The organism is Aliiroseovarius subalbicans, from assembly GCF_022678625.1.
Lineage (GTDB): Bacteria > Pseudomonadota > Alphaproteobacteria > Rhodobacterales > Rhodobacteraceae > Aliiroseovarius_A > Aliiroseovarius_A subalbicans.
The window spans coordinates 316,128-330,686 of sequence record NZ_JALBYQ010000001.1; the positions used below are offsets into that span (position 1 = coordinate 316,128).

At 63.6% G+C, this 14,559-nt stretch carries 16 protein-coding genes; 8 read left to right on the forward strand and 8 right to left on the reverse strand.

The genetic code is table 11. The features are described 5' to 3' along the window. Positions 1-5: 5 nt before the first annotated feature. Positions 6-608 carry a TadE/TadG family type IV pilus assembly protein gene (locus MN188_RS01555; protein WP_242105038.1) on the forward strand — a complete coding sequence of 201 codons (603 nt, stop codon included), beginning with the start codon at positions 6-8 and terminating at the stop codon, positions 606-608. Here the strand turns inward: MN188_RS01555 and MN188_RS01560 are convergent. Together MN188_RS01560 and MN188_RS01565 are read right to left on the reverse strand one after the other, a co-directional pair. Further along, positions 605-1,072, reverse strand: coding sequence for a hypothetical protein (locus tag MN188_RS01560; RefSeq protein WP_242105039.1), 468 nt, complete (start codon positions 1,070-1,072; stop codon positions 605-607). The two genes, MN188_RS01555 and MN188_RS01560, sit on opposite strands and share 4 nt — an antisense overlap. Before the next feature lie 72 nt (positions 1,073-1,144). Next, on the reverse strand, positions 1,145-2,092 hold the full coding sequence (locus MN188_RS01565; RefSeq protein ID WP_242105040.1) for an NAD(P)-dependent oxidoreductase: 948 nt from the start codon (positions 2,090-2,092) through the stop codon (positions 1,145-1,147). 166 nt (positions 2,093-2,258) lie between these two features. Between MN188_RS01565 and MN188_RS01570 the strand changes: the two genes are divergently transcribed. Beyond that, positions 2,259-3,164 (forward strand): pirin family protein, encoded by a 906-nt coding sequence (locus tag MN188_RS01570; protein WP_242105041.1) that lies wholly within the window; start codon positions 2,259-2,261, stop codon positions 3,162-3,164. Between the two features lie 15 nt (positions 3,165-3,179). On the opposite strand, the gene MN188_RS01575 is transcribed toward MN188_RS01570, so the two are convergent. Together MN188_RS01575 and MN188_RS01580 are read right to left on the reverse strand one after the other, a co-directional pair. Then, on the reverse strand, positions 3,180-4,124 hold the full coding sequence (locus MN188_RS01575; RefSeq protein ID WP_242105042.1) for an alpha/beta fold hydrolase: 945 nt from the start codon (positions 4,122-4,124) through the stop codon (positions 3,180-3,182). A 2-nt stretch (positions 4,125-4,126) separates the two neighbouring features. Beyond that, on the reverse strand, positions 4,127-4,414 hold the full coding sequence (locus MN188_RS01580) for an SCP2 sterol-binding domain-containing protein (protein WP_242105043.1): 288 nt from the start codon (positions 4,412-4,414) through the stop codon (positions 4,127-4,129). Positions 4,415-4,612: 198 nt separating this feature from the next. Here MN188_RS01580 and MN188_RS01585 point away from each other — a divergent pair, with 198 nt between their 5' ends. The 5 genes from MN188_RS01585 to MN188_RS01605 all read left to right on the forward strand — a co-directional run bounded on the left by MN188_RS01585 (position 4,613) and on the right by MN188_RS01605 (position 9,699). Continuing rightward, positions 4,613-5,143 carry a tetratricopeptide repeat protein gene (locus MN188_RS01585; protein WP_242105044.1) on the forward strand — a complete coding sequence of 177 codons (531 nt, stop codon included), beginning with the start codon at positions 4,613-4,615 and terminating at the stop codon, positions 5,141-5,143. Between the two features lie 22 nt (positions 5,144-5,165). After that, positions 5,166-8,072: a helicase-related protein gene (locus tag MN188_RS01590; protein ID WP_242105045.1), complete on the forward strand. Its 2,907-nt coding sequence runs from the start codon at positions 5,166-5,168 to the stop codon at positions 8,070-8,072. A gap of 18 nt (positions 8,073-8,090) precedes the next feature. Further along, positions 8,091-8,444, forward strand: a complete 354-nt coding sequence (locus tag MN188_RS01595; protein ID WP_242107320.1) for an RNA-binding S4 domain-containing protein — start codon at positions 8,091-8,093, stop codon at positions 8,442-8,444. A 118-nt stretch (positions 8,445-8,562) separates the two neighbouring features. After that, entirely contained in the window at positions 8,563-8,895 is a 333-nt protein-coding gene (gene fdxA, locus MN188_RS01600; protein WP_242105046.1) for a ferredoxin FdxA, read from the forward strand. A gap of 288 nt (positions 8,896-9,183) precedes the next feature. Further along, positions 9,184-9,699, forward strand: coding sequence for a CarD family transcriptional regulator (locus MN188_RS01605; RefSeq protein ID WP_242105047.1), 516 nt, complete (start codon positions 9,184-9,186; stop codon positions 9,697-9,699). A gap of 109 nt (positions 9,700-9,808) precedes the next feature. On the opposite strand, the gene cobS is transcribed toward MN188_RS01605, so the two are convergent. Continuing rightward, positions 9,809-10,555, reverse strand: coding sequence for an adenosylcobinamide-GDP ribazoletransferase (gene cobS, locus MN188_RS01610; protein WP_242105048.1), 747 nt, complete (start codon positions 10,553-10,555; stop codon positions 9,809-9,811). 80 nt (positions 10,556-10,635) lie between these two features. Between cobS and cobT the strand changes: the two genes are divergently transcribed. Then, entirely contained in the window at positions 10,636-11,655 is a 1,020-nt protein-coding gene (gene cobT / locus MN188_RS01615; RefSeq protein WP_242105049.1) for a nicotinate-nucleotide--dimethylbenzimidazole phosphoribosyltransferase, read from the forward strand. A gap of 93 nt (positions 11,656-11,748) precedes the next feature. Here the strand turns inward: cobT and MN188_RS01620 are convergent, their stop codons facing one another. From MN188_RS01620 to MN188_RS01630, 3 genes are all read right to left on the reverse strand, one after another. Beyond that, positions 11,749-13,599 (reverse strand): cation:proton antiporter domain-containing protein, encoded by a 1,851-nt coding sequence (locus MN188_RS01620; protein ID WP_242105050.1) that lies wholly within the window; start codon positions 13,597-13,599, stop codon positions 11,749-11,751. A 72-nt stretch (positions 13,600-13,671) separates the two neighbouring features. Continuing rightward, a complete protein-coding gene (locus tag MN188_RS01625) occupies positions 13,672-13,908 on the reverse strand; it encodes a hypothetical protein (RefSeq protein ID WP_242105051.1) in 237 nt (78 codons plus the stop codon). Between the two features lie 137 nt (positions 13,909-14,045). Next, a complete protein-coding gene (locus MN188_RS01630) occupies positions 14,046-14,501 on the reverse strand; it encodes an Lrp/AsnC family transcriptional regulator (protein WP_242105052.1) in 456 nt (151 codons plus the stop codon). Positions 14,502-14,559: the final 58 nt, after the last annotated feature.

Consider the following 14,559-nt stretch of genomic DNA (forward strand, 5'->3'; position numbering starts at 1 on the left):
ATGTGATGTTCAAATCCATTTTTCACAAGCTGCGCCGCAAGGCTGATCGCTTCCATGGCGACGATGAGGCCAGTTTGACGATCGAAGCTGTCATCATGTTGCCGCTTCTGTTGTGGGCATTCCTGGCCACCTTCACCTATTTTGACGTCTACCGGGCCAAGAACCTGGCCCTCAAGGCCAACTATGCGGTGTCGGACCTGTTGAGCCGGGAAATCAACCCGATCAACATGAATTACATTCATGGGCTTGAGGACGTGTTCGCCTATCTCACTCGGGGCGGCGATCCGGCTTGGTTGCGGGTGACCGTGGTGCGTTGCCATGACAAATGCGACCTGCCCAACGACCGGGATCTGCGCCGCGACTGGTCGAAGGCCACGGACGGCATGCCGACCCATTCGAACACCACGATCCGCAAGGTATACCGCAAGGTCCTTCCCATGTTGTCCAAGGGCGAACGCGTCATCATGGTGGAAACCATGGCGGGCTATGAGCCGCCGTTCCCACCTGGCATGACTGGTGTCAGATCGCGACAGATGCGGGACATCGTGATGACCCGCCCGCGTTTCGCGCCCCAGCTGTGCTGGGAAGGCCAAGGCTGTGCCAACTAGCGCGTACGCGCGGCCAGCAAAAAACCGATCTGGTCTGCCATGATGCGGGTCTCAGCCGGTTGGGTCGCGCCGCCGATCGCCAGCCGGTTCCCGACGCGCCACCACAGGCCGGGCATCCAGGTCAACGGGCCAGGCGCGTCCAGCCGCAACATGAACCCATTCGAGGGTTTGAAGGCAAAAGCGCTGCGATCCACGCTGCGTATATCGTCCATACGCACCAGTATGCGCCCGGAACTGTCGCAAAGCGTCGTGTCGGTCAGGATCAGCGCCAGGTGCCAGCTGCGCAGACTGCGCGCCGCGATCCACAACGTGGCCAACCCCAGCACAAGCGGCAGCACCGCGCCGGGCAGCGAGCTGGCGGTCGCCGCCATCCATAAAAACAGCACCGACAGCGCGAAGATAAGCAGCGTCGAAAGACGGCGGCGCGTAGAGGTCGGTGACAGCGTGGCAAGTGGGGCAGACATAGGACCGTGTCTAGCGCGACAGGGGCATGGGCGCCAGCCCCGTGCACGCCAATGTCCCGGCGGCGCGTGGCCTCAGCGCCCTTTCGGAATGACCTCATAGCCGGCTTCCTCGGGTTCATCATCCAGCATTTCCGGCGGAAAGCCCGGTGCGGTGATATCCAGCCCCGTTGCGTCCTCAAGCCGCTTGATGATGTTTGGGCTCAACTCACGCGGGCCATAGCGGCTGATCCCGTCCTGAAAGATCTCGATCATTTTCGGGTTCAACTCCAGCGGCACACCGGCGCGGTCGGCGACCTCCTGAAACAGGCCGATATCCTTGGCGACAAGGTCCATGGTGAAGGAAATGTCACGGCTGCCATTCAGAATCACCTGGCTTTCGGTTTCGTGGCTGAAGCTGTTGCCCGAGGAGACGCGGATCGCCTCATAGGCCACGTTCAAATCCATACCGGCGGCTTTGGCGGTCACCAGGGCTTCGGCGCTGGCGACCAGGTGGGCGGTGGCCAGGTAATTGGTCACCACCTTCAGAACGCTGGCGCTGCCCAGGTCGCCGGTGTGCAGGATGCGCCGGCCCATCGTGGTCAGAAGCGGCAGGATGCGTTCAAACGTTGCCCGGTCGCAGCCGGCGAAGATGGCGATGTTGCCAGTATCGGCCCGGTGGCAACCACCCGAGACCGGGCAATCCACCGCAGCCCCACCCGCCGCGATGACCTCGGCGCCCAGACGGCGCACTTCGGCTTCGTCCGTGGTGGACATCTCCATCCAGATCTTGCCGGGGCCGACCTCAGGCAGCATCTCCTGCATCACCGCCGCCGAGGCCGCGGGCGAGGGCAGGCAGGTGATCACCGCGTCGCAGTCGCGCATGAGCTGTGCCGCCGAGCCGCCCGCCGTGGCCCCGCGCGCCACGAAGGCGGCAACCAGGTCGGGGTCCAGGTCGTGTACGCTCAGGTCCATACCGTTGCGCAAGAGGCTGCCTGACAGTTTCCCGCCGACATTGCCAAGCCCGATAAATCCGATTTTCATGTGAGAGTCTCCCTGTCTCTTTCGGGTGATGCTGGCGGTCAATCAGCGACAGGTCGCCTGCGTTTGCGACATTTTGTTCTGTGCGTTTTTGCAAAAAGGTCTTGCGCCGGACGCCAATTGTGCGCCGGTGTGGCGTCGCCTAACTTGATGGCAAAGGAGATCTGCCATGTCGATCCGTCCCGTTCTGTCCGCTGACACCGCCACCCCCACGATGGAGGGTGCTGGTGTGCATCTGCACCGCGCCTTCGGGTTTCACCAGCCCGAGGCGTTCGATCCGTTCCTTCTGTTCGATGATTTCCGCAATGACGTGCCCGCCCATGTGACGAAAGGCTTTCCCTGGCATCCGCATCGTGGCATCGAAACCATCACCTATGTGCTGGCGGGCGAGGTGGATCATCAGGACAGCCTGGGCAATGCGGGCACGCTGGGGGCGGGCGACATCCAGTGGATGACGGCCGGATCCGGCATTATGCACCAGGAAATGCCGCAGGCGAACGCGGCGGGGCAGATGCATGGGTTCCAGCTTTGGGCCAACTTGCCGCGTGATCTGAAGATGACCGCGCCGAACTATCAGGATGTGCCGTCGGTCGAGATCCCCGAGATCCAAGAGGACGACGGCACCGTGGTGCGCGTGGTCGTGGGCGCGTTCTGGGGGCGGACCGGCCCTGTGGACGGCATCGCCGCCGATCCGCTGTATCTGGACATCACGATCCCTGCGGGCAGGCAAAAACGCTTTCCGGTCGACACAAGGCGCCAGGCCTTTGCCTATGTGTTCGAAGGGGCAGGCGCCTTCACGGACGCCGCCGACCCCACCGGGATCTTGCTGGAGAAAGAGCTGGACGGGCAGGAGCTGCACTTGCGCGACATGTCCGGCAACCGGACACTTGTGCGGTTCGGGGCAGGGGATGAGGTCGTGGTGCAGGCGGGCGAGGAAGGTGTGCGGTTTCTTCTGGTCGCGGGCGCGCCGCTGCGCGAACCGGTAGCCTGGCATGGGCCGATCGTGATGAACACGAAAGAGGAACTGCGCACGGCCATGCGTGACCTGCGCGAGGGCACGTTCATCAAAGGCTAGGCTACGCGGCCGAAATCAAGCGTGCGTGTTGAACAGGGCCACGGTCTGGTCATAGATGCGCGCCCGCAGCTCAGGGCCTTCCATCAGAACCTCATGCTCGGCGCCGCCGATCATCTCAAGCACACCGCCGGACCAATCGCTCATCCGGGCATGGATCGGCGCGGTGTCGACGATGCGTTCGTTGGTGCCCAGAAAGGTCAGGCTGGGCATTGCAGGCGCGGGCAGGCGGGCCAGATCGCGCGTCTCGGACAGGGCAGCGAACAGCCAACTCAGCGACGGCCCCCCCAGCGCCAGCGCGGGGTGCGCGCGGGCCTGACGTTGCATGAATTCATACATCGGGCGGTGGGTGGTCAGCTGATTGTCGTCAAACGGGTTGGCGGTGACATAGGTCTCGGACCCCGTACCGGGGGCGTAATTGTGCCCCATGTTGCTGTGATGGCTGAGCCAGCTGAGCCCCCAAGCGAAGGGGCGCACGGGCGGGGCAAGTTGAATGCCCCACATCGGTGCGGAGAACATGGACGCCTGAACTGCCAGCCCCCGGTGTAGGGCCCGCAGCCCGATGCAGCCGCCCATCGAGTGGGTCAGCAAGAAGAACGGGCGCGGCAGATCCAGATCATGGGCCGCCTTAGCCAACGCATCGACATCCAGTTGATATTCGTCGAAATGATGCACATGGCCCAGATTGCGATCGTCATGGGCGCGATCCGCCAGACCCTGACCGCGAAAATCGACCGTGATCGTGGCAAAGCCGCGCTCGGCCAGATCACCGGCGGCGGGGCCGTATTTCTCGACATATTCGGTGCGGCCAGGCAACAGGAACACCGTGCCCTTTTCCGTCCCCCCGCGGGCAGCAGGCCACAGGCCAATCCGGATGCGCACGCCGTCCGCTGTCGTCAGCCAATAGGCCCCACCACCGCGGGGCCCCTCGGCCAGCTCTTCGAAGAACGGCGCACGCTCCATGATCAACTCAGGGCGGCGCCCAGCTGCATCGCCAGGCCCATGTCGCCGTCAACCGCCAGCTTGCCAGTCATGAAGGCGGTTGTTGGGTTCAACGCGCCCGACATCATGTCCTGGAACGCTTCCGCGTCGGCGGTCAAGGTCACGTCGGCGTCATCGTCGCTGGCGCGTGCGCCATTGCCGTCCACCACGACCGCGCCTTCGCCCTCGATCACAAACTTCGCCGAGCCTGCAAAGCCGCCATCCATCTTTTCGTTCAGTGCGGCAACTGCCGCTTCGATCACGTCGCTCACGTGCAAATCCTCCAGTACAAGGCGCGTTTCGCCTGTTTCTACGCTGCCAAGTTTAACGCAGGGTTGCCACTGCCGAAAGGGGCGCGGCGGTGAAGTGACGTGCGGGAAATTGGTCACGCGCGCGAATGTGAGCGTGCGTTTGCCTGCGGGACAACGCCGGGGATGGCGCGGCGCCAATCGCTGCGCTAGGCTTTCGTCATGTCGATCCGTGCCCTCATCCTTGCCGCCCTGCTTGCCCTGCCGCTGCCTGCGCTGGGCGATACGCTGGATGATCTTTTTGCCGCGCTCGCCGCGTCAGATGATACCAGCTGGGAGGTGATCGAGAACGACATCTGGCGTGAATGGTCGCAATCGGGATCGCCGGCGATGGATCTGCTGTTGGAACGCGGCCGCGCGGCGATGAACGACGAGGAACCTGCGCTGGCGCTCGAACACCTGACTGCGCTGATCGATCACGCACCGGGGTTTGCCGAGGGTTGGAACGCGCGCGCCACGGCCTTCTTCCAGCTGGGCCAATACGGCCCCGCGCTGGCCGATCTGCACCGCACCCTGACGTTGGAGCCACGCCATTTCGGCGCCTTGTCCGGCCTTGCGCTGATCCTTGAGGAGATGGGCGACGCGGCCGGGGCGCTGGCCGCCTACCGCGCGGTGGTCTCTATACATCCGCACCAGCCGCACATAAAAGAGGCCATTGCCCGGCTGGACGCTGCCACGGGTAAGGATATCTGAAGCGCGGATAAAGGGCAGTCGCATGGCCGAGATGTCAAGGATCACGGCGGTCCTGGGCCCCACAAACACCGGCAAGACGCATTACGCGATCGAACGCATGCTGAGCTATCGCTCGGGTGTGATCGGGCTGCCGCTGCGGCTTTTGGCGCGCGAGGTCTATGACAAGATCGTTGCCATTCGTGGCCCGAACGTGGTGGCGCTGGTCACTGGTGAAGAACGGATCGTGCCCGACCGGGTGCAATACTGGGTTGCCACAGTCGAAGCGATGCCCGAGGCGATCGGTGCGGATTTCGTCGCGGTGGATGAGATCCAGCTGTGTGCCGACCCGGAACGTGGCCATGTCTTCACCGACCGGCTTTTGCGCGCACGCGGCACGCATGAAACCCTGTTCATGGGGGCCGATACGATGCGCGGGGCCATCGCGTCGCTGGTGCCCAAGGCGCAGTTTTTGCACCGCGAACGGTTCAGTGAGCTGGTTTATGCCGGGTCGAAGAAAACCAGCCGAATGCCCGCGCGCAGTGCGATTGTCGGCTTTTCCGTCGACAACCTTTATGCGGTTGCTGAGCTGATGCGCCGCCAGAAGGGCGGGGTTGCGGTGGTGATGGGCGCGTTGTCGCCGCGCACCCGTAACGCTCAGGTCGAGATGTATCAGAACGGCGACGTGGATTACCTGGTCGCCACCGATGCGATCGGCATGGGGTTGAACCTGGACATCAACCACGTGGCCTTCTCGGCGTTGTCCAAATTCGACGGGCGTCGGATGCGGATGCTGGCGCCCAATGAGCTGGCGCAGATCGCCGGGCGCGCCGGGCGGCACATGAACAGCGGATCCTTCGGCGTGACTGGCGAAGCCCCGCCCTTGGACGACGAAGTGGCGCAGGCGATCATGGATCACCGGTTCACGCCCTTGAAAAAGCTCAACTGGCGCAATTCCGACCTGCAATTCGGGTCCATTGCCCGGCTGATCCAGACGCTGGAGGCGCCCACGGACGATGACCGTCTGGTGCGCGCGCGCGAAGCGGATGACGCGATGGCGCTGAAGGCGTTGGCCGCGGACGCCGAGGTCGCGGCCCGTGCCAGCGACGGGCCCTCGGTGCGGCTTTTGTGGGATGTCTGCCGCATCCCCGATTTTCGCGGCATCAGCCACGCCGAACACGCGGGGCTTCTGACCTCGATCTACAACGACCTGCACGAACATGGGCGGGTGAACCGCGACTGGTTTGCGCGCCAGGTGAAATGCATCGACCGAACCGACGGCGACATCGACGCGCTGTCGAAACGGCTGGCATTTATCCGCACATGGACCTATGTCGCACAACGTCAGGACTGGGTGGACGATGTGGCCCATTGGCGCGGCGAAACACGTGGTGTAGAAGATCGCCTGTCAGATGCGCTACACAGGGCATTGACGCAAAGATTTGTTGACCGGCGCACATCCGTGTTGCTGCGCCGGTTGAAGCAGAAGGAGGGCCTTGTGGCCGACGTGAACGACAAGGGTGAAGTGACGGTTGAAGGCGAGTTCGTCGGCCGTTTGGAGGGGTTCCGGTTTTCTCAGGATAAATCGGCCAGCCCCGAGGAAGCAAAGACCTTGCGCGCGGCGTCGCTGCAAGCGCTGGCGCCAGAGTTCCATCTGCGCGCCGACCGGTTCTACAACGCACCGGACACCGAGCTGGATTATACCGAGCAGGGTGGTCTGATGTGGGGCGAGCTTGCGATGGGCAAGCTGATCAAGGGCGACGAGGTTCTGAAACCGCGTGTCGAGGCCTTTGTCGATGAAGAGGCCGGCGCGGACGTGATCGAAAAGGTCACCCGCCGCCTGCAGCATTTCATCGACCGCAAGGTGGCCACCTTGTTCGAACCGATGCTGAACATGCAAAAGGACGAAGAGTTGACCGGGCTGGCGCGGGGCTTTGCCTTCCGCATGGCCGAGGCGCTGGGCGTGCTTCCGCGCGACCAGGTCGCGGGCGAGGTCAAGGACCTGGACCAGGACGCCCGTGGTGCGCTGCGCAAGCACGGCATCCGGTTTGGCCAGTTCACCATCTTCATGCCGCTGCTTTTGAAACCCGCACCGACGCGGCTGCGTCTGGTGTTGACCAGCCTGTTTGCCGATCTGGCCGAGTTCCCCGAAAGCCCGCCCCCGGGTCTGGTGACGATCCCGGCGTTGCCGGGGGTCGAGGCGCAGACCTATATGCTGTCGGGCTACCGCGCCGCCGGTGCACGTGCGATCCGCATCGACATGCTGGAACGCCTGGCCGACCAGCTGCGCAGCGAAGACAGCCGGGGCGGCTTTGAAGCCAACCCCGACATGCTGTCGATCACCGGCATGACGTTGGAGCAATTCGCCGACCTGATGCAAGGCCTTGGATACAAGGCCGAAAAGGGCGAGCGCGCGAAAGTGAAAGCGGCCCCCGCGGGCGAAGATCCGACCCCCACGGGTACCAGCGAGGCCGAGGCCAAGCCGGGCATCGATGTGACCGGTGACGCAGAACCAGGTGCCGCTGGCGCCTCGGAAGCCGATGCGCAGCCGGAGGCCGAAGCCCCGGCAACGCCTTCGGTCACGGTGGACGATCTGCCTGACGCTGCCCCCAGTGAAGCCGACGCGCAACCCGGCGCCGAAATGCCTGCCGAGGCGACCGATGATGTCCCAGGTGCCTCGCAAGTCGATGCCAAAGCCGAGCCTGAGAACGAAGTCTTCTATACTTTCACCTGGGGTGGCTTTGGTCGCCGTCAGAGCGGCGCCCGCAAGGGCGGTCGTCCGCAGGCCAAGCCGGGCGGCAAACCCGGTGGAAAACCGCGCGGCAAACGTGATGATCGCGGCGGCGGCGGCAAGCCCAAGTCGTTCCAGGCCCGCCCGGCGCGCAAGGAAAAGCCGATCGACCCTGACAACCCCTTCGCCGCCGCGCTGATGGGGCTGAAGGACAAAAGCTGAGTGGCGGACAAGTCCACGATGCGCGCCGACAAGTGGCTGTGGCATGCGCGGTTTTTCAAGACCCGTGGCCTGGCCACCAAGGTGATCGCAGCCGGCCACCTGCGGGTGAATTCCGAAAAGGTGGGCAAACCTGCCCATCCGATCGGCCCCGGTGACGTTTTGACCTTTGCCCAGGGCCATACGATCCGGGTGGTGAAGCTTTTGTCGCTGTCCAACCGGCGCGGACCCGCCCCCGAGGCGCAGGCGCTCTATGAGGACCTGACGCCCGAGACCCCCCGACCACCGCCAGTCGCCCCGCGCGTGGACAACCGCCGCCCGACCAAGCGTGATCGTCGGGTGCTCGACCGGATGCGTGATCGCGACCCGGAGTAGGACGCAGGCGGGCAGGGGGGAAAGATCGTCGCACGCCGTTTCTTTCCGCGCCTTGCCATCTTGATTGATGCGCCGGGCTGAATTACTCAGGCGCAAGCGAACGACCTCAAGGTGACCCATGACCTATATCGTCAACGACAAGTGCATTGCCTGCAAATACACCGACTGCGTCGAAGTCTGTCCTGTGGACTGCTTCTATGAGGGTGAGAACATGCTGGTGATTCACCCGGATGAATGCATCGATTGCGGCGTGTGTGAACCGGAATGCCCGGCCGACGCAATCCGCCCCGACACTGATCCCGGCGCCGAGAAATGGGTTGAGTTCAATCGCAAATACTCCGAGCTGTGGCCGGTCATTGTTGAACGCAAGGACCCGCTGCCCGAGGCCGAAGAGCGTGACGGGGAAGATGGCAAGCTTGAGAAGTACTTCTCGGAAACCGCCGGGGGCTAAGCCTGACGTGATTCGTCCACTCCGTGCGGCTTTCACCTTTGCGACCTGAAGAACGCGACCTAATCTGCCTGAAAACAAGAGAAAACCCGCTGTTCTGCGCTGCGGCGCTTTAATTGGGCGTGATTTTCTGCTATGGTCACTGTTGAAGAAAACACATGGGCTTGATGTGACGCGGGTGCCAGAGGCACGCGTATGATCCGAACAGATGACAATGCGCCAGGGGGTATGTGCATATCCCCGGGGTGTTCTTGTCACTCTTTTCCAAGCCTCGCGAAAGGGAGACTGAAGATGAGCAAAGCCAAGAAGCTTGATTTCCGCCCGAACGAGTTTGTCGTCTATCCCGCACATGGGGTGGGCAAGATCATCTCGGTCGAGGAGCAGGAGGTCGCCGGGCTGACGCTGGAGCTGTTCGTGATCGCGTTCGAAAAGGACAAGATGACGCTGCGCGTGCCCACCAACAAGGCGACCGAAGTCGGCATGCGCTCGCTGGCATCACCCGACGAGGTGTCGAATGCGATGGACACGCTGAAGGGCAAGGCCCGCGTGAAACGCGCGATGTGGTCGCGCCGCGCTCAGGAATATGAACAGAAGATCAACTCGGGCGACTTGATCGCGATTGCCGAGGTCGTACGCGATCTGCACCGCACCGATGATCAACGTGAGCAGAGCTACTCGGAGCGTCAGTTGTACGAAGCGGCTTTGGAGCGTCTGACCCGCGAAGTCGCCGCCGTGGGTGGCGGGGACGAACTGGCCGCGCAGAAGCGGATTGGCGATGTGCTGGTTTCGCGTGCCGCTGCGGCCTGACCCCAGTATCGGAGTGCATGAAGCCGCCGTGCCCCCAGGGTGCGGCGGTTTTTCTTTGTGCGGGCGGGATCCGGTGGTGTGGCTGCGCCACGCTTGATTCTGATTGGCGTCAGGTGGCGAGCGATGCGAACACCGCCAGCGTGGTGATCTCGGCCAATTGTTGGCCTGCGCCCAGGGTATCCCCGGTCTGGCCACCGATTTTGGACTTGGTCAGTGCGGCCAGGGCGATTCCGCTCAACGCGATCCAGAAGCCGGCCGCGATCACGACCCAGCCCGCGAGCACGAAGCCAACCGCGAGGGCAAGCGCCACTGCTTGCATCGCGACCGCTTGATCGGGGCGCCCGACGCTGTGCGACAGGCCGGTGTCGCGCGCATTGGGCAGTGCGGACGCTAGCACGGCCATTGGCGCCCGGCTAAGCGCCCCGGTGGCGACAAGCGCGACCAGAAAACCACCGGTGTCCAGAAGCAGGGTCATCGCGCTCCACCTGAGAAGCAGCGACAGGACCAGCGCGATGACGCCATAAGCGCCAATCCGGCTGTCTTTCATAATCTCAAGACGGCGGGCCGTGTCATGCCCGCCCCACAGCCCGTCCGCGGTGTCGGCCAGACCGTCCTCGTGCAGCGCGCCAGTCATCATGACCTGAGCGGCAAGTGCCAGCCCTGCGGCAATGGCAGACGGGGTGCCAAGCCAAAATGCCACCAACCCGACGCCCGCGGCCATCCCTCCGACCAGGGCGCCGGCCAAGGGCCAGGCCCAGGCGGCCTGTGCCCCGCGTGATTGCGCGTGCTCGGCATCCAGCCGCACGGGCAGGCGGGTCAGAAGGCCAATGGCGGCGGCAATGTCGCGATGGGGCATGAAAGCTTCCGATCCGGGCTGTTGCGGCTGGTGCGTCATGGGTAAAGAGGGACGGAACGGGAATCAATCGGAGAGACGACATGGGCGAGGCGCCATTTTCCACGCTGGCGGAGTTTCAGGCGATTCTGGCCGGGGCAACGAGCCCGGACGGGGCGGCCCGTATGGCGGCCGAGGCGCGCAATGGGCAACTGACCAAACCCCCCGGCGCACTGGGGCGGCTTGAGGATCTGGCGATCTGGTACGCGGCCTGGCGCGGCGACGCTCAACCCCGGATTGAAGCGCCCCAAGTGCTTGTTTTTGCAGGAAACCACGGGGTTACGGCCCGCGGTGTTTCGGCCTTTCCAGCCGAAGTGACCGAGCAGATGGTACTGAACTTTCAACACGGCGGGGCAGCGATCAACCAATTGTCGCGCACGTTCGGCGCGCGGCTGGAAGTGCATGCCCTGTCGCTGGACACTCCGACCGCTGATTTCACCCAGGGGCCAGCGATGTCCGAGGACGAGGTTGTCTCGGCGGTGTTGGCGGGCTGGGGCGCGGTTGACGCGTCGGCGGATCTGTTGGTGACCGGCGAAATGGGGATCGGCAACACCACGGCCGCAGCGGCAATCTGCCTTGCGCTGTTCGGGGGCGATGCGGGGGACTGGACCGGGCGCGGCACCGGGGTGGATGACGCCGCATTGTTGCTAAAAACCCAAGTGGTCGGTGATGGCCTTTCGGCCAATCCCGGGGCATCCGGCGACGGGTTGCAGGCGCTGCGCTGCTTGGGTGGGCGTGAATTGGCGGCGATGGCTGGGGCGATTGCGCGGGCGCGGGTTCTGGGCATTCCGGTCATTCTGGATGGGTTCATCTGCACCGCCGCTGCGGCCTGCCTGGAGGTCTCCGTGCCCGGCGCGCTGGATCATGTGGTTGCAGGCCACGTCTCGGCGGAAGCGGCCCATGCCAAGGTGCTGGACGCCCTTGGCAAGGTGCCACTGCTGGCGCTTGATATGCGATTGGGGGAAGCGTCGGGCGGAGCGTTGGCGATAGGGATCCTGCAGGGCGCGGTGGCGTGCCACTCTGGCATGGCCACCTTTGCCGAAGCCGGTGTGAGCGAGGGTTGAGACCCCTGCGAGCGCAGCGAGCCACCGCCCCGCAGCCGCAATAATAAAAAATTTGACGAAAAAGGGGCATCGCGACGCGCGGGGAACGTCGGGTCAGCCGCCTGATTTGTCGCCCTTGTCCAGGTCTTCGCCAAACAGCTTGGTCAGAAGCGCGGTCTCCATGTCCTTTTCCAGCTCCATCGAGCGTTGCACATAGCCTTCGTTTTCTTCGATCGGCGTGTTCGGATCCCAAAGATGGGCCAGTTCGCGCACAGCATAGCGGTCGTGCTTGAAATACATGCGCTCGGCTTCGCTGGCTTCGAAATCAGACAGGCCAATGTTTTCAAGCGCGTAACGTCCGGCGCGCAGGGAGCTGTCGAACAATTCCCGCACGATGTCGTTGGCGCCCGCTTTGTAGAGCGCAAAGACATGCGCCCGGTCGCGGGCGCGCACCACGATGTGCAGATCCGGACGCTGTTGGCGGGCATGGCGCACGATACGGGTGGCAGCCTTGTGGTCGTTCACCGTCACCACCAACACGCGGGCGGTGGCAAGGCCTGCGGCGTTCAGCAGGTCGGGTCGGGTGGGATCGCCGTAAAAGCTTTTCACCCCGAAACCACGCATCAGCTGAATCGTTTCAAGGTCGTTGTCCAGCACCGTGGTCTGAAACCCGGCCGAGCGCACCAGCCGGTTCACCACCTGACCGAAACGGCCAATGCCGATGATGATCACGCGATGTGTTTCCTTGATCTTGTCGGGCGCGCGGTGGGGGCGGTGCTCGGATAGGTATTTCGACAGGATGTCGTAGAAAATGAAAAACAGCGGTGTCAGCAGCATTGATAGGGTGATGACCAGCAGCAGTTCGTTGGCCAATCCAGGCGCGATCACGCCCTGGCCCAGGCTGAAGGACACCAAGACAAAGCCAAATTCCCCGGCCTGTGCCAGGCCCAGCGTGAACAGCCAACGATCCCGGCCTTTCAGACCGAACGCCAGGGCAAGACCGAAAAGCACGGCACCCTTTACGGCCATCAGCGATAGGGTGAGGGCCAGAAGCTCTCCGGGGTTTTCCAAAAATCGGGCCATGTTAATGCCCGCGCCGACGGTGATGAAGAACAGGCCAAGCAGCAGGCCTTTGAACGGTTGAAGGTCGCTTTCCAGCTCATGCCGGAATTCGGAGTTGGCCAGGACGACGCCGGCCATGAAGGTGCCCAGGGCGGGCGACAGGCCCACCATGTTCATCACAACCGCGATGCCAACGACGATCAGAAGCGCGAATGCGGTGTGCATTTCGCGCAGACGGGCCGCGTCGATGAAGAAAAACAGTGGGCGGATCAGGTATTTACCGGCCAGGATCACCGCGCCGACCGCGCTTAGGGTCACAAGGGTCACGCCCCAACCGGGCAGGCCATCGACCAGTGACAGCGCCACGTGGTCGGCATCATGCACAACCTGTCCGGCGGACAAAAGCGGCAGCACCGCCAGCATCGGGATCACTGCGATGTCCTGGGTTAAAAGGACCGAGAAGCTGGAGCGCCCGCCGCCGGTCGGCATCAATCCCTTTTCCGTCAAGGTCTGCAACACGATCGCGGTCGAGCTGAGCGCCAGCATCATGCCGATCGCCAGGGCGGTGGGAAAGCCCTGGCCAACGGCCAGAAGGGCCGCGGTGACCAGCGTCATCGTCAGCGTGATCTGAAGCCCGCCAAGGCCCAGAAGACGGTGGCGCATGTCCCACAGCGCGCGGGGTTCCAGCTCCAACCCGATCAGGAACAGCATCATCACCACGCCGAATTCGGCAAAGTGCTGCAAATCCTGTGTCTCGGAGCCGACCAGGCCCAGAAGCGGGCCAATCACCAGGCCCGCCAGCAGGTATCCCAGAACCGACCCCAGGCGCAGGCGCGAGGCGATGGGCACGGCGATCACCGCCGCGCCAAGATAGATCGTGGCCTGAAAGAGGAAACTTTCCATGCATCCGATATTGCAGCGTGTCAGGGACTTGGCAACGGGGAAATGTGCCGCGGCGGGGTCAGGGCACCGGGTTCAAAATGGTGTGGATGAGCCGCGCGTTCTTATCAATATGCCCGTCTGGATCCGGTCCCACAGTTCCCAGAACAGGTACTTCGGCGTGCCGGGGTGACGGATGACCTTGTGCGGTGCGCCCAGAAGTTCATCCCATTCAAAGCCCGAAACCCGGCGAAACACGTAGTTTCCCGTCTTAATCACATCGCGACTGTCAGCACTGGAGGAGAGGACTTCATCCAGAACGAACGTAGCCACGCCGCGGGTCGGGCGAAGTCTGATACGGCGGTCGACCTAAGGGACGGTTGGGGCACGCTCCTGCTTGGGCGGGGTTGGGGTCGCCCCCATGCGGAATCGACAGGGTTTGCCGTGTGGCAAACGCCGCGATGCTCCCGTCAGGTTGGCAGCGGCGCGTCGGGTTTCATCTGATCCATGACGATCTGGCTTTGCACCCGCGCCACGGACGGATGCACCAACAGCACCTCGTGGATCAGCGTGTTCAACGCGGGCAGGTCTTCGCAATACACCCGCAGAAGGTAGTCGGCTTCCCCTGTCAGGGTCCAGGCTGAGATCACCTCGCGCCGGGCCGCGATCAGCTGGGCGAAGGCGCGCGCGGCCTCGGGGGCGTGGCTGGCCATCTGCACCTGCACGAAGCTTTGCACGCTCAGCCCGACGCGGGCGGGATCCAACCGTGCGGCATAGCCCAGGATATAGCCCTGATCCTCCAACCGCTGGCGCCGTCGCCCGGCTTGGGAGGCAGACAGGTTTAGCCGTGCGCCCAGCTCCTGTGCGGTCAGGTGGGCGTTTTTCTGGAGCGCATCCAGAAGGCGGGAATCAGTGTCGTCCAGCATGCGGGAACCTCGCGTGTTTTCGCCACTATACGCGCAGAACCCGCGAAATTTAGCAAGT

Excerpts from the sequence above, each read along its gene's own strand:
- fdxA (WP_242105046.1), top strand. The coding sequence starts at position 8,563 with ATGACCTATATCGTCAACGACAAGTGCATTGCCTGCAAATACACCGAC.
- MN188_RS01630 (WP_242105052.1), bottom strand. The coding sequence starts at position 14,501 with ATGCTGGACGACACTGATTCCCGCCTTCTGGATGCGCTCCAGAAAAAC.
- MN188_RS01620 (WP_242105050.1), bottom strand. The coding sequence starts at position 13,599 with ATGGAAAGTTTCCTCTTTCAGGCCACGATCTATCTTGGCGCGGCGGTG.
- cobT (WP_242105049.1), top strand. The coding sequence starts at position 10,636 with ATGGGCGAGGCGCCATTTTCCACGCTGGCGGAGTTTCAGGCGATTCTG.
- cobS (WP_242105048.1), bottom strand. The coding sequence starts at position 10,555 with ATGCCCCATCGCGACATTGCCGCCGCCATTGGCCTTCTGACCCGCCTG.
- MN188_RS01560 (WP_242105039.1), bottom strand. The coding sequence starts at position 1,072 with ATGTCTGCCCCACTTGCCACGCTGTCACCGACCTCTACGCGCCGCCGT.
- MN188_RS01555 (WP_242105038.1), top strand. The coding sequence starts at position 6 with ATGTTCAAATCCATTTTTCACAAGCTGCGCCGCAAGGCTGATCGCTTC.
- MN188_RS01570 (WP_242105041.1), top strand. The coding sequence starts at position 2,259 with ATGTCGATCCGTCCCGTTCTGTCCGCTGACACCGCCACCCCCACGATG.
- MN188_RS01565 (WP_242105040.1), bottom strand. The coding sequence starts at position 2,092 with ATGAAAATCGGATTTATCGGGCTTGGCAATGTCGGCGGGAAACTGTCA.
- MN188_RS01590 (WP_242105045.1), top strand. The coding sequence starts at position 5,166 with ATGGCCGAGATGTCAAGGATCACGGCGGTCCTGGGCCCCACAAACACC.
- MN188_RS01605 (WP_242105047.1), top strand. The coding sequence starts at position 9,184 with ATGAGCAAAGCCAAGAAGCTTGATTTCCGCCCGAACGAGTTTGTCGTC.
- MN188_RS01585 (WP_242105044.1), top strand. The coding sequence starts at position 4,613 with ATGTCGATCCGTGCCCTCATCCTTGCCGCCCTGCTTGCCCTGCCGCTG.
- MN188_RS01595 (WP_242107320.1), top strand. The coding sequence starts at position 8,091 with ATGCGCGCCGACAAGTGGCTGTGGCATGCGCGGTTTTTCAAGACCCGT.
- MN188_RS01575 (WP_242105042.1), bottom strand. The coding sequence starts at position 4,124 with ATGGAGCGTGCGCCGTTCTTCGAAGAGCTGGCCGAGGGGCCCCGCGGT.